We start from the raw sequence: 25,815 nt of genomic DNA on the forward strand, positions 1-25,815 counted from the left end.
GCTAGTTCACAGCGCTAGGCGTTGCGCCGCAGCCCCTCCACGATGTGGCGCGCCCACAGCGGCGAGACGTTCTTCGCTTCCGCGAGCCGTTCTGCATCGGCAGCGCGGATGGCGTCGAGGTCGCCAAATTCGGCCACGATGTAGTCGATGAGGGATTTCTGCACCCGCGGAATACGCGACAGAGCCCGGTAGCCCCGCGGCGTCACCGATTCCATGAGGTTTTCTTCCGTCGCCGGCAGCCCCAAGACCTGCGCGAGGGTGGCCGTGTTCAGCAGTTCGCGGTCGGGGAGGTGGTCGAGGGTGTCGATGGTGGCGTCGATAAGCTCATTGCTCGGCGCACCCTCCGCGACGAGGTAGTCGCACACGAGCATGGCAATGTCGTGGTAGATCGTGCCGCGCAACTCGGTGAGCTGGAGACGCAGCTGGCGCGCGTCGGTGCCGAGCTCCACGATCTGATCATCCATATCGCGCGCGGCGCGCTGCAGCAGAAGCTGACGTTGCAGCAGGTGCAACACATCCTCGACGGCGGCGTAGCGGTTCATCTCCGCCACGAAGAGGCGCTGGTTCGCCTTGTCCACGCGGATGCGGTACTGCTCCACGGTGGCGATCGCCTGGCGGGCCCGCGTGAGAAGCACCGCCGGCTCCTCGATGATGTGGCGCTTCCCGTCGGCGTACACCGTGACAATGTTCATCGATCCGGACACCGACACGACAGGCACACCCGTGTGCAGCGCCGTACGCTCCGCGGAGCGGTGGCGCGTACCAGTCTCCGACGTATGGAAAGTCGGCGACGGCACCAGCTGCACATTCGCACGCGTGATCCGCGTCCCGTCCTCCGACAGCACGACGGCGCCGTCCATCTTGGACAGCTCACGCAGCAGCGTCGGGGAGAAAGGGACGTCGAATTCAATGCCGCCGTCGCACACACCGGCCACCTCGGGCCCATCGCCCAGCACAATCAGCGCGCCGGTGTGCCCGCGCTTGATGCGTTCGAGCCCGTCGCGCAATTCCGTGCCGGGGGCGAGCCGCAGCAAAACATCGCGCATGGTCATAGCTTTCAGATCTTACGCATTTTGCTTATCGACGGCCCCAATCGCCTCCCTCACCGTCCCCACCTGTACCACCTTCATGCCGGGGATCTTCTTGGTGAGTCCCGTGGGCACGATCGCATTCTCATATCCCAGACGGGCTGCTTCGGTGAGCCTGCGCTCCAGGTTGGGTACGCGGCGCACTTCGCCGGCGAGGCCGACTTCCCCGATGACCACTGTCTTTGGTGGCAGAGCAGTGGTGTGCAGGCTCGACCAGGTGGCCAGTGCCACGGCGAGATCCGTGCCTGTCTCGGTGATGCGGACGCCGCCGACGGTAGCCACGTACGCGTCCTGGTCATTGGTGCGTTCCCCGCAGCGGGCTTGGAGGACGGCGAGAACCATGGGCACGCGGTTGTAGTCCAAGCCGGTGACCACGCGGCGCGGTGACTTGTTTACCGGATCCACCGTCAACGCCTGCACCTCGGCGAGAATCGGGCGCACCCCGTCCATGGCTACGGTGACTGCCGAACCATCCGGCGTCTGTCCGCGGTGGGAGAGGAACAATCCGGACGGGTCCGGCACCTCGCGGATGCCGTCGGCGGTCTGCTCGAAGCAGCCGACTTCGTCGGTGGCGCCGAAGCGGTTCTTCATACCGCGCAGCATGCGCAGGCTGGTCTGGCGGTCGCCCTCGAACGCGAGGACGACGTCTACCAGGTGCTCCAGTACGCGTGGGCCCGCGACGTTGCCGTCTTTGGTCACGTGGCCGACGAGCAAGATTGGCAGATTCGTCGTCTTCGCCAACGCCGTCAAGGCTGCCGTGACTGCCCGCGATTGTGCGACGCCGCCGGCCACGCCTTCCACGCCGGCTGCCTGCATCGTCTGCACCGAGTCCACGATCAGCAGACTGGGTTTCACCTGGTCCACGTGGCCAAAGACCACATCCAGGTTGGACTCGGATGCCAAGTACAGGTTTTCGTTGAGTCCCCCGGTGCGTTCCGCACGCCCGCGGACCTGGGCTGCGGATTCCTCTGCCGTGACGTAGAGGGCGGTGCGATCCCCCGTTGCCGCCCAGCGGCTAGCGACTTCGAGCAGCAGCGTCGATTTACCCACGCCCGGTTCGCCGGACAGCAGCACCACTGACCCCGGCACGACGCCCCCGCCGAGCACGCGGTCAAGTTCAGAAATCCCCGATGTCACACGCCCAGCAGCGCTGGCGTTGATCTTCGTGATGGGCTGCGCCGGTGACGCCGGCGCCAACCCCTTCGGCGCGCCAGCACTGATGCCGGCGCGTGCCTTTGTACCCCCTGCGGTGCTGGTGACAGCAGCCGCTGATTCCTCGAGTGTACCCCACGCCCCACACTCGGGGCAGCGCCCCAGCCACTTCGGTGACGAATACCCGCACTCAGTGCAGGTGTGGACGGTGCGCTGCTTCGCCACAGTTTCTGTGAACTAGTGCTGAACTAGTGCTTCTTCTCCGGCTGACGGTCCGTCTCACCAGACTTCACGGTCGGAGCAGCGACGGTAGCCACTGTCTCCACCTTGCCGGTGTCAAACGTGAACGTCACCGGGACGTTGCCGCCGTAAGCGAAGTTGTCATTGTCCACCGAGGTCTTCACGTACTCGATGCACGCGCCCTCAGCCTGCGGCATCTCCTGCAGACCATCAGCGGAATTACCCACGATGGAGCAGTTGTAGCCCATCGGCTCCGGGGTGGTCATCTCCACCGTCTCGCCGTTCACAGCGACGGACTGCAGCTTGTGCTCGTGACGGTCATAGTCCTGGTTGGATGCAGTGAACTTCACCGCTGCGTCCCCATTTTCGTCCAAGACGATGGTGACGTCCTGGACGGTGATGGAACCATCCTCCGTCTGCGCGCTGGCGCCGTTGACGGCAGCGACCTGGGACGAAGTCTGGGTGACCTGGCCCGCAGAGCATGCAGCGAGCAGAACAGCAGAAGCAGCTGCGATAGAGACGGCACCTGCGCGGCGGATAACCGGCTTCAGGGAGTTCACGTCGATGTCCTCCTGTTAGGAATTTTTAGGCGTATCAACGATTCAGCCTAGTCTTTTCTCCTTGACTATTCACAGTTAGCCATCAGTATGTGGGTGCAACCGGGGGTATCCATAATGGGGCCCGGTGTGTGATTGGGGGCGATGGTAGGATCGGGACGTTATTCGTGTGGCGGTAGTCGTCGATAAGCATGCGCGAAGGAGAGCGAATGGATTTCAAGGTCGGAGAAGTAGTTGTCTACCCGCACCACGGTGCAGCTCGGATCGCGGACATTGAGAAGCGAGAGATGGGCGGGGAGACGCTGGACTTCCTCGTGCTCAACATCCTTCAATCTGACCTGTCGGTGCGCGTGCCTATTAAGAATGCGGAGCTCGTCGGCGTGCGCGACGTCGTCGGCGAGGAAGGTCTGCGCAAGGTGTTCTCCGTGCTGCGCGAGACCGACGTGGAGGAGGCCGGTAACTGGTCCCGCCGCTACAAGGCGAACCAGGAGCGCCTGGCGTCCGGTGACATCAACAAGGTCGCGGAGGTTGTGCGCGACCTGTGGCGCCGTGACCAGGGCCGCGGCCTTTCCGCTGGTGAGAAGCGCATGCTGGGTAAGGCTCGTCAGGTGCTCGTGGGTGAGCTCGCGCTCGCTGAGCCTGTGGACGAAGCGAAGGCCGCAGGCATGGAAGAGGAAATCCAGGCCATCATCGCGCGCCACGTGGAACAGGGGCTCGTGGCTAAGCCGGTGGGCGATGTTGACGTGGAAGATGACGTCGATCTGGACGACCTGAGCTTCGACGACGAGGACTAGACCATCAGCATGAACAGTCGGCGCGTCGTCGCGCTCGTCGCGGCGGCGGGGCGCGGGACTCGGCTGGGCGCGGAGATCCCTAAGGCTTACGTGCAGCTGCGTGGGCGCTCGCTGCTGGAGCGTTCGGTGACGGCGATGGAGACGTCCGCTGTCGTTGACCACATTGGCGTGCTGGTCAGCCCCGACATGGAGCCGTTTGCGCGCGAACTGCTGCGCGACCACGACGTCCAGTTCATCCACGGCGCCGGCGAGCGCGCGGATTCCGTGTGGGAGGGCCTGCAAGCTTTGCTTTTCGACGACGCCGTGGTCCTCGTCCACGACGCCGCCCGCGCGTTGACGCCGCCGGGGATGATCGCGCGCGTCGCACGCCAAGTGCTCAGCGGCGCCCCAGCCGTCGTTCCGGTTGTGCCCGTCGCTGACACCATCAAGCTTGTCGACGCCTCCGGGGCCATCCTCTCCACCCCCGACCGCTCCCGCCTACGCGCTGTGCAGACGCCGCAGGGCTTCGACCTGGCCACGTTGCGGGCGGCGAATGAGGCCTATTTCGCGGCTGATGCTGTTGATTTCACCCCGACCGACGACGCGAGCCTCATGGAATGGTTCGGTGTTCCCGTGACCACGGTGCAGGGCGACCCGATGGCGTTTAAGATCACCACTCCCATCGACTTAGTGCTGGCACAGCGCATCACGGATGAGGCGGAACCCACCGTTTTTGACGTGCCCGGCAACCCCGGCGTTTAAAAACCCCCAACCTTACTTAGACTGCCTTAGACCCCCGTTTGGTTCCATAGAATTTGAAAATGTGGGAAATCTCAAAAACCCTTGTAGAAGGGCACTTTTGAGCAATACCTTTGTGGCATGAACTTTAATTCAGTGATGCAAGCCCTATCGGGGGGCGCAATAGACATGTTGGAAGGGTTTGACCGCGAAGCCGCGTTGGACGCTGGGATGTCGCAGGCGACTGCGAATAACTGGAAGCTCGTGCACGAGGCGTATTACGGTCCGACGACGTCGCCGTCGAAGCAACGACAGGCGCGGGAGAAAGCTCGTGCGGAGGGGGTGAGCTTGGACAAACTCGTCCACATTGAGAAGAAACTCAAGCCGATCAAGAACAACCGGACGCGCAACAAGCTTCGGCTAACGCTGCTTTCGGTGCGCGGCACGTACAAGGCGCTCTTAGCTCTGGCTAGGAAGCTTTTGCCCGGCGCGGACAAGCCACCGGAGAAGAAGATGACCATTTCGCCGTCGCGTCACGGCCGCCGCCGGGTGGTGTTCTGGGCGGATGAGCGCGATGTCGCCGATTTAGAACACGCGCTGTTGCAGAAGGTGGACCCGGACTTACCGCTGGCGTCGCAATTATTGGAACACTTCTTGGCGCTCATACGAAGCGGCGGGGGAGTGCCGCACGCGGTACCGCGGCCGCAGTTGCTCATTCCGTTGCCCGAGTGGGTGCGCATCATCCGCGGCGAAGGTGATGACGTGGTGCTCGGGCTTACCGACGGCACCACCATCACCGGCGCCGACTTCCTCACCACCCACACCGCCAACCCAGACAACGAATTGGAAGCAGTGGTCTTCCATCCCACAGAAGGCGCGGTAAACCAGTACCGCTTGGAGCGATTTGCCAACGCGAAGCAGCGTGACATGGCGCGGGCAACGCAGCCGATCTGCACCAGCCCGGATTGCCGCCGTGGCGCGGACCAGTGCGAAATCCACCACATCAAAGCGTGGAAGAACGGTGGCGAAACCAACGTGAACAACCTGGCGCCGCTGTGCCGCTACCACAATCGGGTCAACGATGATGACGCGCATTTGGTCCGCCGCGGCCATGTGGAGATGCGGGGTGGGGCGCCGGTGTGGGTCTCCCCACGTGGGTTTGCCCGGGCGAATAAGTTACACCCCTTCGGCGGGATGCGGTCCCTGTTCAACCACGACCCGGCGAAGGTGCCAGCTCGCGCCAGTTAGGGCGAACTAGGATCGGAGCGCATGGACAACTCCCAGACCTCACATCCGCTTTCCGCTCTGCGCGTCGGCAGTGCTTTTGACGCCCACCGCATCGCCCCCGGCAAACCCTGCTGGATCGCCGGCCTCCTCTTCGAAGGCGTCGACGGATGCGAAGGCCACTCAGACGGAGACGTGGTCAGCCACGCCATCGTCGACGCGGTGCTCTCCGCAACCGGATTGGGGGACCTGGGCAGTTTCGTCGGTGTTGACCGCCCGGAGTACGAGGGGGTCACTGGGGTGCAGTTGCTTACCGAGTTGCGTGAACTCGTCGCCGCCAACGGCTACACCGTGCTCAACGCTTCAGCTCAACTCATCGGCCAGACCCCCAAAATGGGCCCGGTGCGCGAAGAGGCCGAGCGCGTCCTGTCCGAAGCACTCGGCGCACCCGTCTCCGTGAGCGCCACGACGACGGACCACATGGGCTTCACGGGATCGGGTGAGGGAAGGGCGGCGGTGGCGACGGCGCTCGTCGATAAGCGATAGCTAAACTGGGGCGCGTGACTCAACGCATTTTTGACACCGCGACCCGTGCACTCCGCGACTTCGAACCTCTCCGCGAGGGGCATGTCTCGATGTATGTGTGCGGTGCGACGCCGCAGTCCTCGCCGCACATCGGGCACCTGCGCTCCGGCGTGGCCTTTGACATCGTGCGCCGCTGGTTCCTGGCCACCGGCTACGACGTTGCCTTCGTGCGCAACGTGACCGACATCGACGACAAGATCCTCACCAAAGCCGCCGAAAACGGCCGCCCCTGGTGGGAGTGGGTGTCCACCTACGAGCGCGAATTCACGCGCGCCTACAACGCGCTGGGCGTTTTGCCGCCGAGCGTGGAGCCGCGCGCGACCGGGTTCGTGACTCAGATGGTCGACTACATGCAAAGGCTTATCGACGCAGGCTTTGCGTACGCGGCCTCCGGCTCCGTCTACTTCGACGTTGCTGCCTGGGTAGCGGCGGAAGGCTCGGATTATGGGTCCCTGTCCGGCAATCGCGTCGAGGAGATGGAACAGGGTGAAACCGACGTGGCCGGCAAGCGCGGCGCCCACGACTTCGCCCTGTGGAAGGCCGCGAAACCCGGTGAGCCGAGCTGGCCAACGCCGTGGGGCGATGGTCGCCCAGGCTGGCACCTGGAGTGCTCCGCGATGTCCACGTGGTACTTGGGTGGGTCCTTTGACATCCACGGTGGTGGGCTTGACCTGCAATTCCCGCACCACGAGAACGAGCAGGCGCAGTCCCACGCCGCCGGCGATGGCTTTGCCCAGTACTGGATGCACAACCACTGGGTGACGATGGCGGGCGAGAAGATGTCCAAGTCCTTGGGCAACGTGCTGTCCATCGACAACATGCTCGAGTCCGTTCGCCCGGTGGAGCTGCGCTACTACCTGGGGTCCGCGCACTACCGCAGCGTGCTGGAGTATTCGCCGGCTGCTCTGCAGGAGGCGGCGGCGGGCTACCGGCGCATCGAAGATTTCGTGGCCCGCGCTTCTGGCGGCGAGCCCGTGGCGGTTGGCGAGTGGACCCCCGCCTTCGCCGACGCCATGAACGAGGACTTCGGCGTTCCCAAGGCACTCGCCGAGATCCACAACACCGTCCGCGCTGGCAACAAGGCACTGGCGGACGGCGATGCAGCGTTGGCGCGTGACCTCGCCGGCGCCGTGCGCGCCATGACCGCGGTGTTGGGCATCGACCCAGGTGAGTGGGCGAGCGCTAGCGCCGGTGCTTCTGGGGCTGCGGAGGCGGCGCTGGACGTCCTCGTCCAGGCCGAACTGGAACGCCGGGCGCAGGCCCGAGCCGACAAAGACTGGGCTACCGCCGACGAGGTCCGCGATCGCCTCGCCGCTGCAGGAATTGATGTCACCGACACCGCAGATGGTGCCACGTGGGAGCTGAAGGGATAAAAACAATGGCTAAACCGTACGAGCGCCCCGACAAGCAGAAGAAAAACAAGAAAGGCGCCACCAAGGGCTCCGGCGGCAAGCGTCGCCGTGGACTGGCTGGTAAGGGGCCGACACCGAAGGCCGAGGATCGCGTGTACCACTCCGCGCATAAGCGGAAGTTGGAGCGGCAGCGTCGTGACCAGGGTCGTCATGAGCGGGAGCAGGCGGACCTCGTGGTCGGCCGCAACCCGGTCATCGAGTGTTTGCATGCGAAGGTGCCGGCTGAGGCCCTCATCATCGCACACGGCACGGGCCACGATGATCGCCTGAGCGAAGCCGTCCTCATGGCCAACACCCGCCAGATCCCCGTTCACGAGGTGCCGCGCCGGGACTTGGACAACATGACGGGCAACACCCTCCACCAGGGCATTGGTCTGAAGATTCAGCCGTACAAGTACGCCGATGTCTTCGACCTCATCGCGCAGGTGAATGAGCGCGGTGAAAACGGCATGTTCGTCGTCCTGGACAACATCACGGACCCGCGCAACCTGGGTGCGGTGATCCGTTCGACGGCGGCATTCGGTGGCCATGGCGTGATCATCCCGGAGCGTCGTTCGGCGCAGGTCACGGGTGTTGCGTGGCGTACGTCCGCTGGCACTGCGGCCCGCCTGCCGGTCGCACGGGCGACGAATCTCACGCGCACGATCAAGGAGTTCAAGGACAACGGCTACATGGTCGTGGGCCTTGACGCGGGCGGGGAGCACACCCTGGACACGTTCAACGGCGCTACCGATCCGGTGGTCATCGTCGTCGGCTCCGAGGGCAAGGGCATTTCCCGCCTGGTGCGTGAGAACTGCGACGTCATCATGTCTATCCCCACTGCGGACTGGGTGGAGTCCCTCAACGCCTCCGTCGCCGCGGGTGTTGTGCTCAGCGAGTTCGCCCGCCAGCGCCGCACGAGCTAGAGCTGCCGCGTTGTGGTGGCGGGCTGTATCGTCTGCCGTGCGCAGAGGGGGTGCGGTCAGGGACGGGCGCGGCCCTGGATCCAGAAAGGACTCCAGAAGATGTTCTTCGGGGCAAGTCCCAGTTCTTCTTTGGCAAACCGGCGCGCTTGTTTCGCTAACGCGGATTCGCAGCAGGCGTAGACGTAGCGGATGCCGTCAAACTTGCGTTCAACACGGAGCTTGCAGGTCAGGCACTGTAGTAGAGCATCGACGTGATCGGAGTAGCCGGCATACACGATGTCCATGCTGGCCACGCGTGATCGCCAATTGAGGAACTCCGGTGAATGATCGGCGGACGATTCGGACACGAGAACAACGTGCGTTTGCGCCAGCTCGGCAGGGTGGAATTCGTCGAGGAATTCGAGAATGCCCAAGATCGACGGGGCGGAGGTTGCGTCACCGACGAGCAGCTGCGGCTCCGCACGATTGAACGGGGCGTACGACGGCCGGTGCCACAGCCCGTTTGCCGCCACAATGCCCACCTTGTCGCCGGGAGTGGCGGAGAGTACCCATCGTAGGCCGGGGCCTTTCGCATCGGCGACGTTGTCTACTCCGTGAGTGACGATCTGTGTGGATAGAGTGTTGTCACGCCAGTTCAAGTGGCGGATTGTGTACCAGCGAAGATCGGGACGGGTGGCACTGGGCAGCGACGCGACATGGCCGCGGATGTTCGCCGTTGCCTGCGGCGGTATCGGCGTATAGTCCTGGCCGTGCTGTGGCATGAGCAGGCCGAAGAATTCGTCGGGTCCTGTGATGCCGAAACTGGCCAGCTCAGGGGCATAGAAAGTGATCTCCCGAACGTGTGGCGCGATTAGTTTGTTGGACACGACTTCCGCTGTGAATACTTCCGCGCCGTCGCGGGTGGGGATGGTGTTGATGTGGGGGTCGTTAAACGCCACCGATGGTGAGACAGCCATGGTGTCACTCCTTTCCCGCCGGGGCTGCGGGGATGATGAGCGGGCCGCCGACGGCAGGATCTTTTTCGACCAGCGCGTCGAGGTCGAAGACGCTGCGCAGTAGCGCAGGTGTGATCACGTCAGTGGGGGAGCCGGAAGCCTGCAGCGCGCCGTCACGCATGACAAGGAGATGGTCGGAGTAGCGGGCGGCGAGGTTGAGGTCGTGTAGCACCATGACCACGGTGCGGTCGCTCTGGGTGTTGAGCCGTCGTACGAGGTTAAGTACGTCGATGGAGGTGGAGAGGTCGAGGTAGGTGGTGGGTTCGTCGAGAAGCATAGTGGGCGTTTGTTGCGCGAGGACCATGGAGATCCAGACGCGTTGGCGCTGCCCGCCGGAGAGCTGGTTGATGTCACGGTCCGCCAGGTCGGTCGATTGGGTTTGGGCGAGCGCGTCTGCGACGACCTCGCGGTCTGTCGATGACCATTGGTTGAACCACGTTTGATGCGGGTGTCTGCCCCGCCCCACCAGGTCTTTGACCAGTAGTCCCTCGGGCGCTGTGGGGCTTTGAGGCAGCATGGACAACAGCGTGGCGAGCTGTTTGCGGGGCATCGCGCGCACGTCGCGGCCACCAAGAAGCACTTCGCCTGACGACGCCACTAGTCGCCCCACCGCCTTCAACATTGTCGACTTCCCGCACCCGTTAGGCCCGATGACCGTGGTCACTTTGCCGGCAGGGATGTTTACGTCGAGTCCGTCAATGACTGTCTTCGTTCCGTATGAGACCCGTAGGTTGCGCACGGTGATGCCGTCCATTAGATCGAATTCCTCCGGTTGTTTTGAATCAGCACGTAGATGAGGAAGCTTCCGCCAAGCACTGCGGTGAGCAGGCCCACCGGAAGGGCGACGGGCAGAGCGTGGGTGGTGACCAAGTCGGACGCTGTGACGAGCAGTGCGCCGGTGAGCGCTGAAGCGGTCAGTGGCGGTGAAGAAACCGCGCACAGACGCAACGCCACCTGCGGCGCGACGAATGCGACGAACCCGATTGGTCCTGCCGCTGCCACCGCCACGGCTGCAAGAACGGCCGAGCAGGCGATGAACGTTAATTGGTTCCGGCGGGGGTTCTGCCCCAATCCGGTGGCGAAATCAGGGCCAAGCTCCATCGCTTTGAACTGGTAGCTGATCCAGGCTATGACAGGGATAAATACTCCCAGCAGGACGAAGACGGGGGTGGCGGTATGCCAGTTGGCGGCGTTGAGGGAGCCGGTAAGCCAGACAGTGGCTGCTTGGGCGTCGCGAAGATCGGCGCGGATGAGAAGGTAGCTGACGTACGCTTGGAGCAGCGCATTGATGATCACGCCGAAGAGGACCAGACGGAAGGAATCGACATTGCGCCGGAACGCAAGCAGCCAGATCACCAGCGCCGACGCCATTGCGCCGACTGCTGCCGCAGTGGAGATGCCCAGCCCACCGATCCATGACGTGACCACGCTCGCGCTTCCCGTGCCAATCACGATCACAGTAACGGCTGCAGCGGACGCACCCATCGTGATGCCGAGGATATCGGGACTAGCCAGCGGGTTCCGCGTGACAGACTGCATCAGCGCACCAGATAGCCCCAGTGTGGCGCCCACGCCGACGGCTGTTGCAGCGCGTGGCATACGCCATTTGAGCACCACGAGTTTCTCTGTCGTCTCACCCCCGCCGAGCAGAACGTTCCAAACGGCGCCAAGTGGCAGGTTGTAATCGCCCACAGCGAGCTTGAGGGCGAAGATCACAAGCACAGTCAGCGCCAGCAGCACTGTGGCTAGGAAGACTCGCGGCCGCCACGCTGCGCTCATCTGTCCCACGCTTATCGACGTCCTCGTTTCCCCCCTCACAGCGCCATCACCTTATTCCTGTACATCATCCATATGAAAAATGGTGCGCCCACAAACGCCAGCACGATGCCCACTTGCACTTCCGCTGGGCGGGCGATGAGGCGTCCGGCGATATCGGCGTACAGCAAAAAGTTCGCCCCAATGACACTGGAGAGGGGGAGGATCCAGCGGTAGTCCGGACCGCAGATTGTGCGGCTGATGTGCGGAACAACCAGGGCGAGGAAGCCGATTGGGCCTGCCGCTGCTGTTGCGGAGCCGGCTAGTAGAGCGATGATCGCCATCCCGGCCACCCGGTGTCGTTGCACATTTACGCCTAGTGAGCTGGCTACGTCTTCGCCCAGCGTCAACAGGTTCAGCCCTGGGGCCGAAGCGAATGCCGCCACCACCCCGAAGCCGATGAACGGCAGCACACCCCAGAAGACGTCGAGGCTGCGGCCTGCCACGGAGCCTACGTTCCAGAAACGCATTTGGTCGAGGGAGTTGGCGTCGATAAGCACAAAGGCGGAGGTGGCTGCCCCCATCACCGCCGACAACGCAGCCCCGCCAAGTACCAGATTCAACGGGTTGACATGGCCGTTTCCCGCAGCGGCGAGCGCGAAAACCGCTACCGTGGCTAGCCCCGCCCCGATGAACGCCACGACCGCTGACCCGGTCACGCTTGTTACCCCGAGGAACGTGAATGACACCACCACCGCCAGCGCCGCCCCTGCAGACACCCCCAAAATCCCCGGATCCGCTAACGGGTTGCGTGTGTGCCCCTGAATCAACGCGCCCGCTACCCCAAGGGCCGCTCCCACGAGGATGGCCAGCAGCGTGCGCGGGAATCGTAGCGCCGCAACAGTGAGTTCGTCCTGCGAAATCGTGTCCATGTTGCGGTGGAGGTCACGGATGTGGGTGAGTGCGTGCCAGACGTCGACAAGCGCGATGCTGCGCGCGCCAACCGCAAGACTGAGCATGAATCCCACCGCGAGCAATGCGAAAAGTACTGCTAGTGCACCACTTTTCCCCATCAGACTGAAACTGGTGCGCACCGTGTGGGGTGGCAGGTCCGCCTGCGTCGCAGTTTTCATGACAGGCAGTCTAGACCACCTGTTAAGAGTTAGGGTAGCCTGGCCTATCGAACTATGTATGGATGAAAGGATTGATTATGAAACGTCTCGCCAGCCTTTTCCTAGCCTGTGCAACTGCGGTGGCACTCACCGCATGCTCTGGCACCGCGAATGACGCGAACGACGCCAGCTCCGCAAGCGGTGCGCCCGCAGGCGACTTTAAGCCCGTGTCCATCAAACACGCGCTCGGCACCGCAGAAATCAAGGAGAAGCCCGAACGCATCGTCACCATCGGCCAAGGCTCCGCCGAAATCGCCATCGCGATGGGCCACACCCCTGTTGCCATCCAGTCCTACGCCTGGGGGTCCGACGAGTCCGGCTACCTGCCCTGGATTAAAGAAGCTGTCGAAGAACGCGGCGATGCGCTGCCTAAACAATTCGAAGGCGATGACGCGCTTAGCGCAGAGGAAATCCTCGGATACAAACCCGACGTGATCCTCGCGCCTTGGTCAGGCATCACGCAGGAGCAGTACGACCAGCTGTCCGAAATTGCCCCAACCATCGCCTACGAGAAAGAGCCGTGGACGATCACCTGGGAAGAGCAAGTTGACGTGATTGCTAAGGCACTTGGTGAACCTGACAAGGCCCAAGCCGTCAAGGACGATGTCAAAGCTGCCTTCGAGGAACAGTCCGAAGAAAACTACGGCAACTACACCTTCAGCTACATCTACAACGACGGACCCCAGAACTTGGGTATTTTCCTTCCCGGCGAGCAGCGCGTCGCGTTCTTGTCCAACTTGGGCCTGAAAGTCGACGACGTGTACAAGCAGTTCCCGGAAGTTCCCGGCACCGACTCCGCTGAACTGTCCAAAGAGAACGCCGACGCGCTTAGCAGCTCTGATCTCATCTTCACGTTCTACTCTGATGAAGCTAACCGTGATGAGATGCACAAGGACCCCGTCTACTCTCGCATCAAAGCGGTTGAGAAAGGTGCCGAGGTCGCATCGACGGATCAGTCGCTGGTCACCGCGTCGTCGATCATCAATCCGCTGACCGTGCGGTGGGCAGCGCCGCGCTTCAAAGAGCTTATCGACGTCGCCATCGCCAACGCCAACAAGTAACCCCAGGCACTAGTCGCACTGGCTCGACCTGAGCTATTTATCTAGAGCCCAAAGAAGTGCGCGACGAGTTCGGCCCCCACGACCTTGTTCGTGCTGGGGCCGAGCTTTTTGTCCATTTCTTTCGGGTTGGGGACGACATGGCCCATGCCCTCGATCGTCCACAGCTCGACTGGTGCCGCTCCACCCGCGGGTGATTCTGGAGCCCCTGGGCCGAAACGGTCCACTCGTACCCCGTCGATGGGGCGAGTAGAGAGAGGTTCGGCGTTGACAGGGGTCGGCGTTAGGCCGTCGGTTTCCGTGTGCGCGTGGTTGTTCGTATCCTCCGTGCCCAGGCCGTTGAGCTGTGCGAAGAAGCGTGCCGAATCCACGGCGCAGCGCGCCACCCCGCGGTTGGAATTACCAATGCCGGAAGCACCGCCTTCATAAGGCACAAGGGGATCTGCCGTCCCTTGGACAGACAGGACGGGGACTGGGACCCAATCCTTGTAGTGGGTGGCAAGCTCCGGCAGCACGTTATCGGCCGCTGGCCACGGCGCCCCAAAACACGCGATGCCATCCAGGAAACCGGGCGCCTCCAATCCCAATCGCTGCAGCATCTGGCCTCCGTTAGAGAAACCGCAGCCGATGATCTGGCCAAAGTTGAGATCAAACTCTGCGGCGAGGAGGGAGGGGAGGGAGGTGAGGAAGGAGGTGTCGCGGATAAGCAACCTGCGCGCGGCCTCGTTGAAGCCGACGCGATGATCATTGAAATGCCTGTCCACACCGTCCGGGTACACAACGACGCAGCCACGCGAGGTCAACTCGTCGAACGTGTTGCCCGTGAAGCGCCGCGCCACGGAGCCGGACTGCAGCGAACCGTGCAGAAACAGCACGAGATCCGCGCCGGGCTGCACCTCTTTGGGCAGGACACAGGTGACGCGGCGATCACGGCCGTCGTGGGACAGGTTCAGGCGTTGGACAATCACGTTTTACACACTAGCGATACAGTGGCCACATGAGTCAGAAGAAGGGCACACTCGCCTCCATCGCCGCTGAGCTGGGGATTTCGCGTACGACGGTGTCGAACGCCTACAACCGCCCCGAGCAGCTATCGGAGGAGCTGCGCGAGAAGATCTTCGCCGTGGCCCGTGCCCGCGGCTACACCGGGCCGGATCCGATGGCGCGCAGTTTGCGCACGCGCCGGGTGGGGGCGATCGGGGTGATTCTGACGGAGCATGTGTCGTATGCGTTTGAGGATCAGGCGTCGATAGATTTTCTGGCCGGGCTCGGCGAGAGTTCGGCGGGTACGAACACGGCGCTGACGCTTATTCCGCTGGGGCCGAGCGAGACGGGAGAGATGAGCCCGCTTATCGCCGGCGCGCTGGTGGACGGCTTTGTGGTTTATTCCGTGCCGTACGGCGAGCCACACCTGGAAGCGGTCCGTGCGCGTGGTTTGCCGATGGTGGTGTGCGATCAGCCGTACGCGGACGGCGACGTTGCGTTCGTGGGCATCGATGACCGCGAGGCCATCAAACCTGCCGCCCGCGCACTCGTGGAGGCGGGGCACCGCCGGATCGGGATCGTGGGCAAGCGCCTGTTCAAGGATGCCTCGCGCGACGGTGCGGTCACCCCGGCGCAGGTCGAGGCCGCGGACATGCACGTCCAGCGTGGCCGTGTCCTGGGTGCGCTCGATGTGTTCGCGGAGGCTGGCATTACGGACGTCCCCGTGGTCACCCGCCACTTCAACGACTACGGGTCCGCGACGGACGCCGCGCGTGAGCTGTTTGCGCTCGCTCCGGATCTCACCGCGGTGTTGTGCACGACGGATTCGATGGCGTTCGGCGTGCTCGAGTACTGCCTGGAGCATGGCCTTGACGTGCCCGGGGATATCTCAGTGACGGGCTTCGACGGCGTTGAGCCTGCGCTCGCGCGTGGCCTGACCACGGTGATTCAACCCAACAAGCGCAAAGGGGCGACGGTGGGGAAGGTGCTCTCGGAACTCGTGGAAAGCTCGCTTATCGACGAATCCCCCCACCCCCCTCACCTCATCCTCCCCACCCGCTTCAGCCCTGGGCGGACCGTCGCGCCGCCGCGAGATTAACCAGGAACTGCGCCATCTCCTCCACCGACCCGAGTCGGTTCTGTGCGCAGGTGTCTCCGCTTCCGATCTTGATGCCCACATCCCCGCGCGCCGGGTCGAGGACGGCGAGCGCAGTTTCATCTGTGACGTCATCCCCCGCGAAGACGGTGGCGTCGAAGCGGGTTTTTTCTGCCGCCAGCCACGTCCCCTTCGTGGTGGTCACGGCGGAAAACTCCACCACGTTGTGGCCAGGCGTCGGCGGAATACGCGATGGAAGTGTCAAAGCCCTGCCCAGCATCGCGGTCTTGAGCACGGGGTCTTCCACCTTCGCCACGTGCAGAACGCGCTGATACGGCTTTACTTCCACGAAGGCAGGCGACTCCGCAATCCGCTCCAATTCGGCCCCGATGCGGTCCAATTCCGCCTGCTCATCGGCGCTCAACGTCGGCCCGCCCTGCGTTGGCTCCGCGCCATGTGAACCGACGAGGATCACCGGCTCCCGCAGCGGACACACGCGCCGCAAACCCTCCAGGTGACGCCCAGACAGCACCGCAACCGTCGTCCCCGGCAGACCCACGAGCTCTTCCAGAGCCGCTATCGCAGCCGGATGCGGCTGCACCGCATAGGCATCCGGGCCGAGCTCGCAGATCGTTCCATCAAAATCGACGCAGACCAGCAGGTTATCTACCTGCGCAAGCTCCTGAATCACTGGGCCACAAGCCTTATCGACGGCCTCTCCACCCCATCCGTCCTCTTCGTCAACACCAATTCCGTGGGTGCATCCTTACCGTATGTGCGGACATCAAACTCGGAACCTTCGGTCAACAGGGAGGTGAGGTGGGTGTGGAGGGTGCGGGTGCCGCCAAAGCAGTCGTCGATAAGCGGGCCCTCTTTGATCTCCACCAACCGGACATAATCATCGGAGACCTCAGCCCGCGCCTGCAGCGGGGCGCACCCCGTCTGAACAGCAACCGACGAGGGGCCAAACGCGACGATCGCACGCCCCGCAGCATCCGGTGTCACTCCGCCCGGCGTCGACGGATCAACGTACACCGCGACGACCTCCCACGTCGTCTCCTCCAGTTCTCCCGGCTCCTGCGCGCATCCGGCGAGCGCAAGACAAGAGGCCAACGCCAACACCCGCTTCATCGGTTCCTCCTCACTGCGGCGAGCTCGCTCAAAAACGCCTCCGCCCAACGCGACACGTCATGTTCGCGGACGTGCGCATTCATCTGCACCATCGCGTCGCGCGCGGCGGGGGAGTCTTGCGCCTCGATCGCGGAGACGATTGAGTTTTTCACCGACTCCACATCAAACGGATTGCACACGTGCGCGCGGTTCAGCTCCACTGCGGCACCGGCGAACTCCGACAAGACCAGCGCGCCGGAACCATCCGGGTGGCACGCCACGTACTCCTTGGCTACCAAGTTCATCCCGTCCTTGAACGGCGTGACCAGCATGATGTCCGCGGCCGAGTAATAGTTGCGAAGCTGGGACTTCGGCACCGCATGGTGTTCGTAGTGCACCACCGGGCGGCCGAGCTTGCCGTAGCGGCCGTTGATACGGCCCACGGCTTCCTCCACGCCGGCGCGAGTGGCCTTGTAACTATCGATGCGCTCCCGCGACGGCGTCGCCACCTGAATCAGCGCTGCCGATTCCAGCCGGCCCTCTTCCAGTAGCTCTTCAATCGCGGTGAGGCGCTGCAGGATGCCCTTGGTGTAGTCGAGACGGTCCACTCCCAGCATGAGCGTGCGCGGATTGGAGACAAGCTCGCGGACCTTCGTGATGGCAGCGTCATCAGCCTTATCGAACTCGCTCGCATCGATGGAGATCGGAAACGTCCCTGTTCGCGGGGTGTGTGCTTCGGGGTCGCTCGCGGCGAGGTCGAGGAAGTTCGCTTCATCACGGCGGCGCTGGAAGCCGATGAGATCCGCGCCCTCCAGCCCCCGCAGGACCTGGGTGCGCCACGGCAACTGCCGGAAGAGATCTGGGTTGGGGAACGGGATGTGCAAGAAAAACCCGATCGTCACATCTGGCCGCATCTCCCGCAGCAACCCGGGCACGAGCTGTAGCTGATAGTCCTGCACCCACACCGTCGCGCCTTCCGCGGCAGCGTCGGCGGCTGCGCGCGCGAACTTCTCATTGACCGCGCGGTAACGCTGCCACCACTCGCGGTGATAGCGAGGCGTGACAATGAGGTCGTGGTACAGCGGCCACAGCGTGGAGTTGGAAAAGCCCTCGTAGAACTCCTCGAAGTCGTCCGCGTCGAGTTCGACGGGCTGGAGCCGGATGCCGTCGTGAGTAAAAGGCGAGAATGTCGCATCGGGCTCGCCGGGCCAGCCGACCCAGCAGCCACTATTGCGTTTCAGCACGGGGGCAAGCGCCGCCACGAGTCCGCCCGGGGACGCCACCCACTGCCCATCGACTCGGTCTACTGGTAGCCGATTGGCCACGACAACGAATGCGTTGTCCCCGCTCATCAATCGCCCTCGAACTTTCTAGCTGCTCGTGGTCTTTTTGGCGGTTTTCTTCGTGGTCTTCTTGGTCGTCTTCTTGGCGGCCTTCTTCGCTGCCTTCTTTACGGTCTTCTTGGCCGTCTTCTTCGCAGCCTTCTTGGCTGTCTTCTTGGCCGTCTTCTTTGCAGCCTTCTTCGTGGCCTTCTTCGCCGGCGCCTTTTCGGCCTCCGCGTTGGCCAGGTCTTCTTCGTACTGCTTGTACACGAGGCCTTCCGGCTCGACGCCGAGCATGCACATGAGGGTCACACCGTCGGTGAGGTCCTCAGCGTAAGTAGCCACGACACTGCGCGCGCCCGCAGCGGTTTGTTCCTCGACCGTATGGACGGCTTCCGGGTTCGGGCGGCTGTCAGTGATCTTGGGGGGCACAGTTACCTCCATCGGTGTCGGGTTGATTGCTTTTCGACGAGCCCTCTCGGCCCGTCCATCCTACGCTATTGCCCAGCCGGCGGTGTGTTCGGACGCTTGTGCGGCTTGCCGGTGAGGCGTCGAGAAGCAGCTTGCTCGGCGCGTCTGATCTGCTGGAATGTGATGCGACCGGCGGCGCGGAAGGCGTTGTACGGGTTGAAGAGCTCGGGGCGGCGGATGCGGCGGGTGAGCCACTCGCCAAGTACGACGCCACCTGCGAGCGCCATACAGGTGCCGATGGCTAGGAAGAGGTTGTTCAGCCCCAGCACTGTTTGCTCGTTGAGCAACGCGTACATACTGCGGTACACGCCGGAGCCGGGGAGGAACGGCGTGACGCCGGCGACTTCGGTGATGAGCGGCGCGATGAGGAAGCGACGAGCCAGCAAACCGCCGGCGAGGCCGACCATGACAGCACACAGCGACACGGCGAAGAGACGCCCAGCCCCGAACGGGATGAGCACCGCGTAGTAGGTGAATCCACCGACGAGCGCCGTGGCTGCAGAGGCGATGATCGCGCGGACTTCGGCGTAGGCGGCGAGCGCGAAACCAGCGGCGGCGATGGCGCCACCGATCACGCGCACGGCGGCGGAACTGTACGTCGGCGTGGGTGGTTGCGTCTCAATGGGCGGTAGACCTGCGCCCATGATGTCGGCGATTTGGATGCCACCGGCGACACCAGCGACGATCGCGCCAGTAAACAGGATCGCTTGGAAGAAGCGCCCACTCGCGGTGACGGGTGAGCCGGTCACGCCGTCTTGGAGTGATTGCACGAGTGTCAGGCCGGCCAGCAGCACGACGATGCCGGTTGCGATGACCTGGCTAGGCACGATCGTCGTTCCAGCGCGTGTGGCCAGGGTATAGAAGATCGCGGCCGGCACCGTGGCTAGGAACCCGCCCACAACGCAGTGGTAGAAGTACGGCAGTTCGTTTTTGCCCAGCCACAGGTTGATGGAGGTGATCAGCGCCGCGGTGATCGCGCCGAGGGCAGACATGGACAGGTCGCCGCCCAGCAGGATGGCCACGGCAGCACCGAGCATGGTCCAGCCGCCGATGGACACCCACCAGGGGTAGGGGGGTTTGGCGCTGTAGATGTCGTCGAGAATCTTCTCCGCCATTTCGGGCGGGGTGGCGCCGGCACGGATGGAGCGGATGAGGCGGTCGACTTCCTGCAGCTTGGTGTAGTTCTCGGTCATGTCGGTGACCACGCGGAACACCCCGACGGGTTGTTTGCGGGTGGTGCCGATGATCGAGTTCACGGTGATGGTGTTCAGCGTGATGTCCACGTGGCAGTAGTGCAGGCCGTACGAGGAGGTGACGGCGTGAATCTGCGCTTTCGCATCGGAGCTGGTGGTGCCGTTGGCGATGAGGATTTCGCCGACGCGCGCGCCGATCGTCATCACGGCGGCAACTTGCGCCGGGTCTGTCAGGTCGACGGGTGCGAGAACGGACGGCGGGGGAGAGGTGCGCGCCTGGTCGATCGTTGCGACTGGACCAGAGGAGCGCAAAGCTTCGCGTAAGTTCTTCATCACCGGTGCCACATCGGACACAGTATCTTGTTGGGGGTCTCCCCGTCGCCTTTTGTTGCGCGGGGCGGGCGGCTTGTATGATTGCGGGTCAGTGCTTTCTTGCACGGGTGCTGGAGTGGCGCAATCGGTAGCGCAACGGTCTTGTAAACCGTAGGTTGCGAGTTCAAGTCTCGTCTCCAGCTCATTTTTTCGCTTATCGACGAAAACCCCTCACCCCCATCCAGTCAACGTTCAGGAAACGTTCAGGGTGGGGTTGTTTACTGTTGGGAGCAATACGCGCGTTTTTAAACCGAGAGAAAGCGAAACAACAAACATCATGGCTGAGACCACAACCCCGCAGAACGTGAAGGTGCTCGTTGTTGATGACGAGCCGAATATCGTTGACCTCCTTACCGTCTCCCTGAAGTTCCAGGGTTTTGATGTGATCACGGCTGATTCTGGCCAGGAAGCGTTGGAGCTGGCTCACGAGCAGAAGCCGGACGCGTACATCCTGGACGTGATGATGCCGGGGATGGACGGCTTTGAGCTTTTGTCCAAGCTGCGTGCTGAGGGCCTTGATGCTCCGGCGTTGTTCCTCACGGCGAAGGATGCGGTGGAGGACCGCATTCACGGCCTGACCATCGGTGCGGATGATTATGTGACTAAGCCGTTCTCCCTCGAGGAAGTGATTACCCGTCTGCGCGTGATTCTGCGGCGCGGCAACGTCACCGATGAAGAGGGCAAGGACGCCACGATTCGTTACGCCGACCTCACCCTTAATGATGAGACGCACGAGGTGACGAAGGCCGGCGAGATCGTGGAGCTGTCGCCGACCGAGTTCAACCTGCTGCGCTACCTCATGCTCAACGCTGAGGTGGTGCTGTCCAAGGCGAAGATCCTGGATAACGTCTGGCACTACGACTTCGGCGGGGACGGCAACGTCGTGGAGTCCTACATCTCCTACCTGCGCCGCAAGGTGGATCAGGGCGATCCGCAGCTCATCCAGACTGTTCGTGGTGTGGGTTACGTGCTGCGCACTCCGCGCCAGTAGGCTTCACCTTTTATGGCATCCCCTTCATCCCACGCCCAGCCGGCGACGCTTTTGCGTCTCGCTACCGGCTGGGTCTCGCGTTATCGCCTGGCCACGCGGTTGCTGGTCATCCTCATGGTGGTATCCGGACTGGGTCTCGTGGGCATGTCCATGGCGGTGTGGGGGCTCACGCGTAGCCAGATCTACGAACGCGTGGACGCGGACCTGCGACGCAGCCTGGACTCGTGGGCGCTCAACCCAGATACGCGCATGATCAACACGACGTTGCCGAGTGAGTACATGCTCATCTCCTTCGTTGGCGGCGAGATCCGATCGATTAACGCGTCGGGCGCCATCCCTAACCTGAGCGAGCTGGAGTTTGACCGCCAACCCCACACTGTTGCCGCCTTCTCCGCGAATGGAACGCAGGAGGATAGACAGTTCCGCGTCATCGCAGTGCGAGCAGTAGACGGCACCGCCACCATCGTGGCGAAGCAGCTGGACGATGAGGTGCGGTTGTTGGATGAGCTGGGGGTGGTGTTGGCGTCGATAAGCATTCTTGTGCTCGCGATGATGGGTGCGGCGGGCACATTCTTCGTGCGGCGCGCGCTGCTGCCGATTAAGGAGCTTGAGAACACCGCGATGGCGATCGCCGACGGCGACACCGACTGCCGTGCGCCGAATTGGTCGCGGAGTACAGAGGTGGGGCAGCTGTCCTACGCGATGAACACGATGATTGAGCAGCTGCAAGAGACGCTCGAAGAATCGCAGGAGAAAGAGGAGCAGATGCGTCGTTTCGTGGGCGACGCATCGCATGAGCTGCGCACTCCGCTGACGAGTATTCGCGGCTACACCGAGCTGTATCGCGCCGGCGCCACCGACGACGCGGATATGGTGCTGAGCAAGATCGACGAAGAGTCTGGCCGCATGAAACTACTGGTTGAGGACCTGCTGGCGCTCACGCGCGCGGAGGGTTCGCGCCTAAACATGCGCGACGTGGACATGCTGGAGCTCGTGCTGTCCGTCGCGGGTTCTGCGCGCGCAGCGTTCCCGGGGCGCACGCTGAAGGTGAACAACGCCTCCGACGATGTCCCGATGGTCTCCGGCGACCCGGACCGCCTGCACCAGGTGCTGCTCAACTTGATCGCGAACGGCTTCAAACACGCTGGTGACGACGCTGAAGTGACGGTGACCGTGCGCGACTACCTCGACCGTGTCTACATCGACGTGGAGGACAACGGCGTGGGCATGTCGCACGAGGACGCGGCCCACGTCTTCGAGCGCTTCTACCGCACTGATTCCTCCCGCAACCGCTCCAAGTGTGGTGGTGGTTCGGGTTTGGGCTTGGCTATTACGAAGTCGCTCGTCGAGCAGCATGACGGCGCGATCACCGTCGACTCAGAGCCAGGTCAGGGTGCGAAATTCACCGTCAGCTTGCCTAAGCTTTAATGCTTATCGACGTCCATCTGGCCCCGTCCCCAACTCCTCCCTCAGCTTCTGAGCGGCCAGGTCCATTTGGGCGGGGTCGGTTTCGTCGGGGCGCATAACGTTGGCCAGGCTGTAGCCCGACATGTCGTCGGCGGGGAAGACGTGAATGTGGGCGTGGGGTACCTCAAAACCGGCGATGAGGTAGCCGGCGCGCTGGGAGCCGAAGGCGTTGATGACAGCCTTGCCGATCTCTTGGGCGACCTCGTTGGCGTGCAGCCAGACCTGCGGGTCAAGGTCGGTCCACTTGTCCACCTCTGCGACAGGGATGACCAGGGTGTGGCCGTACGCGATGGGCTCGATGGTCAAAAAGGCAGCGACGGTTTCATCGCGGTAGACGAAGCGGCCGGGGATCTCGCCGTTCAGAATCTTTGTAAATACTGTGCTCATGCCTGCCCAGGGTAGCGATACAATCGCAGGCATGCGCATCCTTGTCATCGGTTCGGGCGGCCGCGAACACGCCCTGCTAACTGCCCTGTCCCGCACGTCTGCTGGCGAGCACGAGCTTCACGTCGCACCTGGAAACGCAGGTATGCGCGCCACAAGGCACGACGTGGCTGGCGATGACCCGGCTGCCGTGACCGCCTTGGCCCGCGAGATTGAGGCGGACTTGGTGGTCATTGGCCCGGAGCAGCCGCTGGTGTCCGGCGTAGCTGACGCGCTGCGTGAGGCTGGGATTCCCGTCTTTGGTCCGTCGCAGGAAGCGGCGCAGCTGGAGGGCTCCAAGACGTTTGCCAAGGAGATTATGGCCACCGCCGGCGTGCGCACCGCGCGCGCGAAGCAGGTGACGGATCCGGACATGGTGAAGGTGGAGTTGCGGGAGTTTGGACCGACCTTCATCGTGAAGGATGACGGCCTGGCCGGCGGCAAGGGGGTCGTGGTCACCGACGATGTGCGTGAGGCCGTAGCCCACGCGAAGGCCGTCATCGAGGGTGGTAACCCGGCGTTGCTGGAGACTTTCTTGGGTGGCCCGGAGGTATCGCTGTTTTGCCTTGTCGACGGCGAGACCGTCGTCCCATTGTTGCCCGCCCAGGACCACAAGCGCGCCTACGACGGCGACGAAGGCCCGAACACCGGCGGCATGGGCGCCTACACCCCGCTGCCGTGGCTGCCGGAAGACGGTGTGCAGCGCATCGTCGATGAGGTCGTTACGCCGGTCGCGCGTGAGATGGTGCGCCGCGGTACCCCGTACTCCGGCCTGCTCTACGCCGGCTTGGCGTGGGGTGATGAGGGCCCGGCTGTCATTGAGTTCAACGCCCGCTTCGGTGACCCGGAGACCCAGCCGGTACTGGCGCTTTTGGAGTCTTCTTTGGCCGACGCGCTCTACGCCACCGCGACGGGCACCCTGGCGGACCTGCCGCCACTGAAGTGGAAGGACGGCTACGCCGCCACCGTTGTGTTGGCTGCCGAGGGCTACCCGGCCAACCCCCGCAAGGGGGGAGTGATTACGGGGGAGGGGTTGGAGGATCCGTCGATAGTTCTTCACGCTGGCACCGCAGAGGGTGAGAATGGCGGCTACGTTGCGGCAGGTGGGCGTGTGCTGAATGTCGTCGGTACTGGCGCAACCTTGGAGGAGGCCACGAAGGTGGCGTATGACGCGATTGAGAAGATTTCGCTCGATGGCTCCTTCTACCGCCACGACATCGCGCGCCCCGCGATCGACGGAAAGATCACGGTAGGCACCTCCCACTAGGACTCATGCGATAATGGGCCGCGTGAGTAACGCGAAGCCCAATAACGCCAACGTCCTGTCCAACCGCTACGCCTCGCCGGAGATGGCGCGGCTGTGGAGCGCCGAGCACAAGATCGTGCTCGAGCGCCAACTGTGGATCGCCGTCATGCGCGCTCAGCGCGACCTCGGCGTGGATATCCCTGAGGAAGCCATCGCGGCCTATGAGGCCGTGGTGGACCAGGTGAACCTCGAGTCCATCGCTGACCGTGAGCGCGTGACGCGCCACGACGTGAAGGCACGCATCGAGGAATTCAACGCGCTGGCTGGCCACGAGCACATCCACAAGGGCATGACCAGCCGCGACCTGACGGAGAACGTCGAGCAGCTGCAGATTTACCGCTCGCTGGAGCTCGTGCGTGGTCGTGCGCTGGCCGTGCTCAACGCTGTGGGTAACCGCGCGGCGGAGTACCGTTCTCTGGTCATGGCGGGCCGCTCCCACAACGTTGCGGCGCAGGCGACGACGCTGGGCAAGCGCTTTGCTTCGGCGGCAGATGAAATGCTGGTGGCCCTCGACCGCGTCGAGGACCTGCTGGGCCGCTACCCGCTGCGCGGCATCAAGGGCCCGATGGGTACGGCACAGGACATGCTGGACCTCGTCGGCGGCGATGAGGCGAAGCTGGACCAGCTGGAGCGCGCGATTGCGAAGCACCTTGGCTTTGAGCGCATCTTCGATTCGGTGGGCCAGATCTACCCGCGCTCCCTGGACTTCGACGCGATCTCCGCGCTCGTGCAGCTCGGTGCCGGCCCGTCGAGCCTGGCCACTACCATCCGCCTCATGGCGGGCAATGAGACCGTCACGGAGGGCTTCAAGGAAGGCCAGGTCGGCTCCAGTGCCATGCCGCACAAGATGAACGCGCGTTCCTGCGAGCGCGTCGGCGGCTTCCAGGTGATTCTGCGTGGCTACCTCACCATGGTCGGTGACCTCGCTGGCCAGCAGTGGAATGAAGGCGACGTGTTCTGCTCTGTCGTGCGCCGCGTGGCGCTGCCGGATGCGTTCTTTGCCATCGACGGCATGATGGAGACCTTCCTCACCGTCCTCGCCGAGTTCGGCGCGTTCCCGGCGATGATCACGCGTGAGCTGGACCGCTACCTGCCGTTCTTGGCCACCACGCGCATCCTCATGGCCAGCGTCCGCGCGGGTGTTGGCCGCGAGACCGCGCACGAGGTGATCAAGGAGCACGCCGTGGCCATGGCCCTGGACATGCGCGAAAACGGCGCGGAGCAGAACCTCGTGGAGCGTCTCGCCGCCGATGATCGCCTGCCACTTGACCAGCAGCAGCTGGAGGAGGCACTCGCGGACCGCCACGCATTCATCGGCGCCGCAGAGTCCCAGGTAGACAACGTTTTGGCGCGGATTCAGGCGTGGGCCGAGAAGTACCCGGAGGCCGTTGCCTACACTCCAGGCGAGATCTTGTAGGGAAAGGCG

At 63.5% G+C, this 25,815-nt stretch carries 26 protein-coding genes and 1 tRNA gene; 13 read left to right on the forward strand and 14 right to left on the reverse strand.

What is annotated here, in order from left to right:
• Positions 1-14 precede the first annotated feature (14 nt).
• From disA to L8U60_RS07970, 3 genes are read right to left on the reverse strand one after another with little or no spacing between them, the layout of a single operon-like run.
• A complete protein-coding gene (disA, locus tag L8U60_RS07960; protein WP_269965836.1) occupies positions 15-1,052 on the reverse strand; it encodes a DNA integrity scanning diadenylate cyclase DisA in 1,038 nt (345 codons plus the stop codon).
• A gap of 12 nt (positions 1,053-1,064) precedes the next feature.
• The gene (radA, locus tag L8U60_RS07965; protein ID WP_269965837.1) at positions 1,065-2,465 is read right to left on the reverse strand and encodes a DNA repair protein RadA; all 1,401 of its coding nucleotides are present in this window, start codon (positions 2,463-2,465) and stop codon (positions 1,065-1,067) included.
• 23 nt (positions 2,466-2,488) lie between these two features.
• Positions 2,489-3,040 (reverse strand): hypothetical protein, encoded by a 552-nt coding sequence (locus L8U60_RS07970; protein ID WP_269965838.1) that lies wholly within the window; start codon positions 3,038-3,040, stop codon positions 2,489-2,491.
• Between the two features lie 206 nt (positions 3,041-3,246).
• Between L8U60_RS07970 and L8U60_RS07975 the strand changes: the two genes are divergently transcribed.
• The 6 genes from L8U60_RS07975 (at position 3,247) to rlmB (ending at position 8,674) form a co-directional block, all read left to right on the forward strand.
• Positions 3,247-3,831: a CarD family transcriptional regulator gene (locus L8U60_RS07975; RefSeq protein ID WP_269965839.1), complete on the forward strand. Its 585-nt coding sequence runs from the start codon at positions 3,247-3,249 to the stop codon at positions 3,829-3,831.
• Between the two features lie 9 nt (positions 3,832-3,840).
• Complete coding sequence (gene ispD, locus L8U60_RS07980) at positions 3,841-4,572, forward strand: 2-C-methyl-D-erythritol 4-phosphate cytidylyltransferase (protein ID WP_269965840.1); 732 nt, start codon at positions 3,841-3,843, stop codon at positions 4,570-4,572.
• A 165-nt stretch (positions 4,573-4,737) separates the two neighbouring features.
• Positions 4,738-5,796, forward strand: a complete 1,059-nt coding sequence (locus tag L8U60_RS07985) for an HNH endonuclease signature motif containing protein (protein ID WP_269965841.1) — start codon at positions 4,738-4,740, stop codon at positions 5,794-5,796.
• 21 nt (positions 5,797-5,817) lie between these two features.
• Positions 5,818-6,318, forward strand: coding sequence for a 2-C-methyl-D-erythritol 2,4-cyclodiphosphate synthase (gene ispF / locus L8U60_RS07990; protein WP_269965842.1), 501 nt, complete (start codon positions 5,818-5,820; stop codon positions 6,316-6,318).
• 14 nt (positions 6,319-6,332) lie between these two features.
• Positions 6,333-7,730 (forward strand): cysteine--tRNA ligase, encoded by a 1,398-nt coding sequence (gene cysS, locus L8U60_RS07995; RefSeq protein ID WP_269965843.1) that lies wholly within the window; start codon positions 6,333-6,335, stop codon positions 7,728-7,730.
• Between the two features lie 5 nt (positions 7,731-7,735).
• Positions 7,736-8,674: a 23S rRNA (guanosine(2251)-2'-O)-methyltransferase RlmB gene (rlmB, locus tag L8U60_RS08000; RefSeq protein ID WP_269965844.1), complete on the forward strand. Its 939-nt coding sequence runs from the start codon at positions 7,736-7,738 to the stop codon at positions 8,672-8,674.
• Between the two features lie 56 nt (positions 8,675-8,730).
• On the opposite strand, the gene L8U60_RS08005 is transcribed toward rlmB, so the two are convergent.
• From L8U60_RS08005 to L8U60_RS08020, 4 genes are read right to left on the reverse strand one after another with little or no spacing between them, the layout of a single operon-like run.
• Positions 8,731-9,630, reverse strand: a complete 900-nt coding sequence (locus tag L8U60_RS08005; RefSeq protein ID WP_269965845.1) for a siderophore-interacting protein — start codon at positions 9,628-9,630, stop codon at positions 8,731-8,733.
• Between the two features lie 4 nt (positions 9,631-9,634).
• On the reverse strand, positions 9,635-10,423 hold the full coding sequence (locus L8U60_RS08010) for an ABC transporter ATP-binding protein (protein WP_269965846.1): 789 nt from the start codon (positions 10,421-10,423) through the stop codon (positions 9,635-9,637).
• The gene (locus L8U60_RS08015) at positions 10,423-11,448 is read right to left on the reverse strand and encodes a FecCD family ABC transporter permease (RefSeq protein ID WP_269965847.1); all 1,026 of its coding nucleotides are present in this window, start codon (positions 11,446-11,448) and stop codon (positions 10,423-10,425) included. The genes L8U60_RS08010 and L8U60_RS08015 overlap by 1 nt, the downstream gene beginning before the upstream one ends.
• A 35-nt stretch (positions 11,449-11,483) precedes the next feature.
• Positions 11,484-12,497, reverse strand: coding sequence for a FecCD family ABC transporter permease (locus L8U60_RS08020; protein ID WP_420840181.1), 1,014 nt, complete (start codon positions 12,495-12,497; stop codon positions 11,484-11,486).
• A gap of 137 nt (positions 12,498-12,634) precedes the next feature.
• Here L8U60_RS08020 and L8U60_RS08025 point away from each other — a divergent pair, with 137 nt between their 5' ends.
• On the forward strand, positions 12,635-13,657 hold the full coding sequence (locus L8U60_RS08025) for an ABC transporter substrate-binding protein (protein WP_269965849.1): 1,023 nt from the start codon (positions 12,635-12,637) through the stop codon (positions 13,655-13,657).
• A gap of 41 nt (positions 13,658-13,698) precedes the next feature.
• On the opposite strand, the gene L8U60_RS08030 is transcribed toward L8U60_RS08025, so the two are convergent.
• Positions 13,699-14,622, reverse strand: a complete 924-nt coding sequence (locus L8U60_RS08030) for a CE1 family esterase (protein WP_269965850.1) — start codon at positions 14,620-14,622, stop codon at positions 13,699-13,701.
• Positions 14,623-14,651: 29 nt separating this feature from the next.
• Between L8U60_RS08030 and L8U60_RS08035 the strand changes: the two genes are divergently transcribed.
• Positions 14,652-15,737, forward strand: coding sequence for a LacI family DNA-binding transcriptional regulator (locus L8U60_RS08035; RefSeq protein WP_269965851.1), 1,086 nt, complete (start codon positions 14,652-14,654; stop codon positions 15,735-15,737).
• On the opposite strand, the gene L8U60_RS08040 is transcribed toward L8U60_RS08035, so the two are convergent.
• The 5 genes from L8U60_RS08040 to thrE all read right to left on the reverse strand — a co-directional run bounded on the left by L8U60_RS08040 (position 15,700) and on the right by thrE (position 20,175).
• Positions 15,700-16,425 (reverse strand): trehalose-phosphatase, encoded by a 726-nt coding sequence (locus tag L8U60_RS08040; protein ID WP_269965852.1) that lies wholly within the window; start codon positions 16,423-16,425, stop codon positions 15,700-15,702. The genes L8U60_RS08035 and L8U60_RS08040 overlap by 38 nt on opposite strands.
• Positions 16,422-16,865 carry a hypothetical protein gene (locus L8U60_RS08045; RefSeq protein ID WP_269965853.1) on the reverse strand — a complete coding sequence of 148 codons (444 nt, stop codon included), beginning with the start codon at positions 16,863-16,865 and terminating at the stop codon, positions 16,422-16,424. Before L8U60_RS08045 ends, L8U60_RS08040 begins: the two co-directional genes overlap by 4 nt.
• Complete coding sequence (locus tag L8U60_RS08050) at positions 16,862-18,196, reverse strand: alpha,alpha-trehalose-phosphate synthase (UDP-forming) (RefSeq protein WP_269965854.1); 1,335 nt, start codon at positions 18,194-18,196, stop codon at positions 16,862-16,864. Before L8U60_RS08050 ends, L8U60_RS08045 begins: the two co-directional genes overlap by 4 nt.
• Before the next feature lie 18 nt (positions 18,197-18,214).
• Positions 18,215-18,598: a histone gene (locus L8U60_RS08055; protein WP_269965855.1), complete on the reverse strand. Its 384-nt coding sequence runs from the start codon at positions 18,596-18,598 to the stop codon at positions 18,215-18,217.
• A 65-nt stretch (positions 18,599-18,663) separates the two neighbouring features.
• Complete coding sequence (gene thrE, locus L8U60_RS08060; protein WP_269965856.1) at positions 18,664-20,175, reverse strand: threonine/serine exporter ThrE; 1,512 nt, start codon at positions 20,173-20,175, stop codon at positions 18,664-18,666.
• Positions 20,176-20,272: 97 nt separating this feature from the next.
• Between thrE and L8U60_RS08065 the strand changes: the two genes are divergently transcribed.
• From L8U60_RS08065 to L8U60_RS08075, 3 genes are all read left to right on the forward strand, one after another.
• Positions 20,273-20,345 (forward strand) — tRNA-Thr (locus L8U60_RS08065).
• A gap of 134 nt (positions 20,346-20,479) precedes the next feature.
• Entirely contained in the window at positions 20,480-21,193 is a 714-nt protein-coding gene (locus L8U60_RS08070; RefSeq protein ID WP_269965857.1) for a response regulator transcription factor, read from the forward strand.
• Positions 21,194-21,205: 12 nt separating this feature from the next.
• Positions 21,206-22,621: a sensor histidine kinase gene (locus tag L8U60_RS08075; protein WP_269965858.1), complete on the forward strand. Its 1,416-nt coding sequence runs from the start codon at positions 21,206-21,208 to the stop codon at positions 22,619-22,621.
• A gap of 3 nt (positions 22,622-22,624) precedes the next feature.
• Here L8U60_RS08075 and L8U60_RS08080 read toward each other — a convergent pair whose 3' ends face one another.
• Complete coding sequence (locus tag L8U60_RS08080; RefSeq protein WP_269965859.1) at positions 22,625-23,047, reverse strand: HIT family protein; 423 nt, start codon at positions 23,045-23,047, stop codon at positions 22,625-22,627.
• 31 nt (positions 23,048-23,078) lie between these two features.
• On the opposite strand from L8U60_RS08080, the gene purD reads away from it, so the two are divergent.
• Both purD and purB read left to right on the forward strand, forming a co-directional pair.
• Positions 23,079-24,350: a phosphoribosylamine--glycine ligase gene (gene purD / locus L8U60_RS08085; RefSeq protein WP_269965860.1), complete on the forward strand. Its 1,272-nt coding sequence runs from the start codon at positions 23,079-23,081 to the stop codon at positions 24,348-24,350.
• Positions 24,351-24,363: 13 nt separating this feature from the next.
• Positions 24,364-25,806, forward strand: coding sequence for an adenylosuccinate lyase (purB, locus tag L8U60_RS08090; RefSeq protein WP_269965861.1), 1,443 nt, complete (start codon positions 24,364-24,366; stop codon positions 25,804-25,806).
• The last annotated feature ends 9 nt before the right edge of the window (positions 25,807-25,815 follow it).

This window comes from Corynebacterium meitnerae (genome assembly GCF_027570075.1).
GTDB lineage: Bacteria > Actinomycetota > Actinomycetes > Mycobacteriales > Mycobacteriaceae > Corynebacterium > Corynebacterium meitnerae.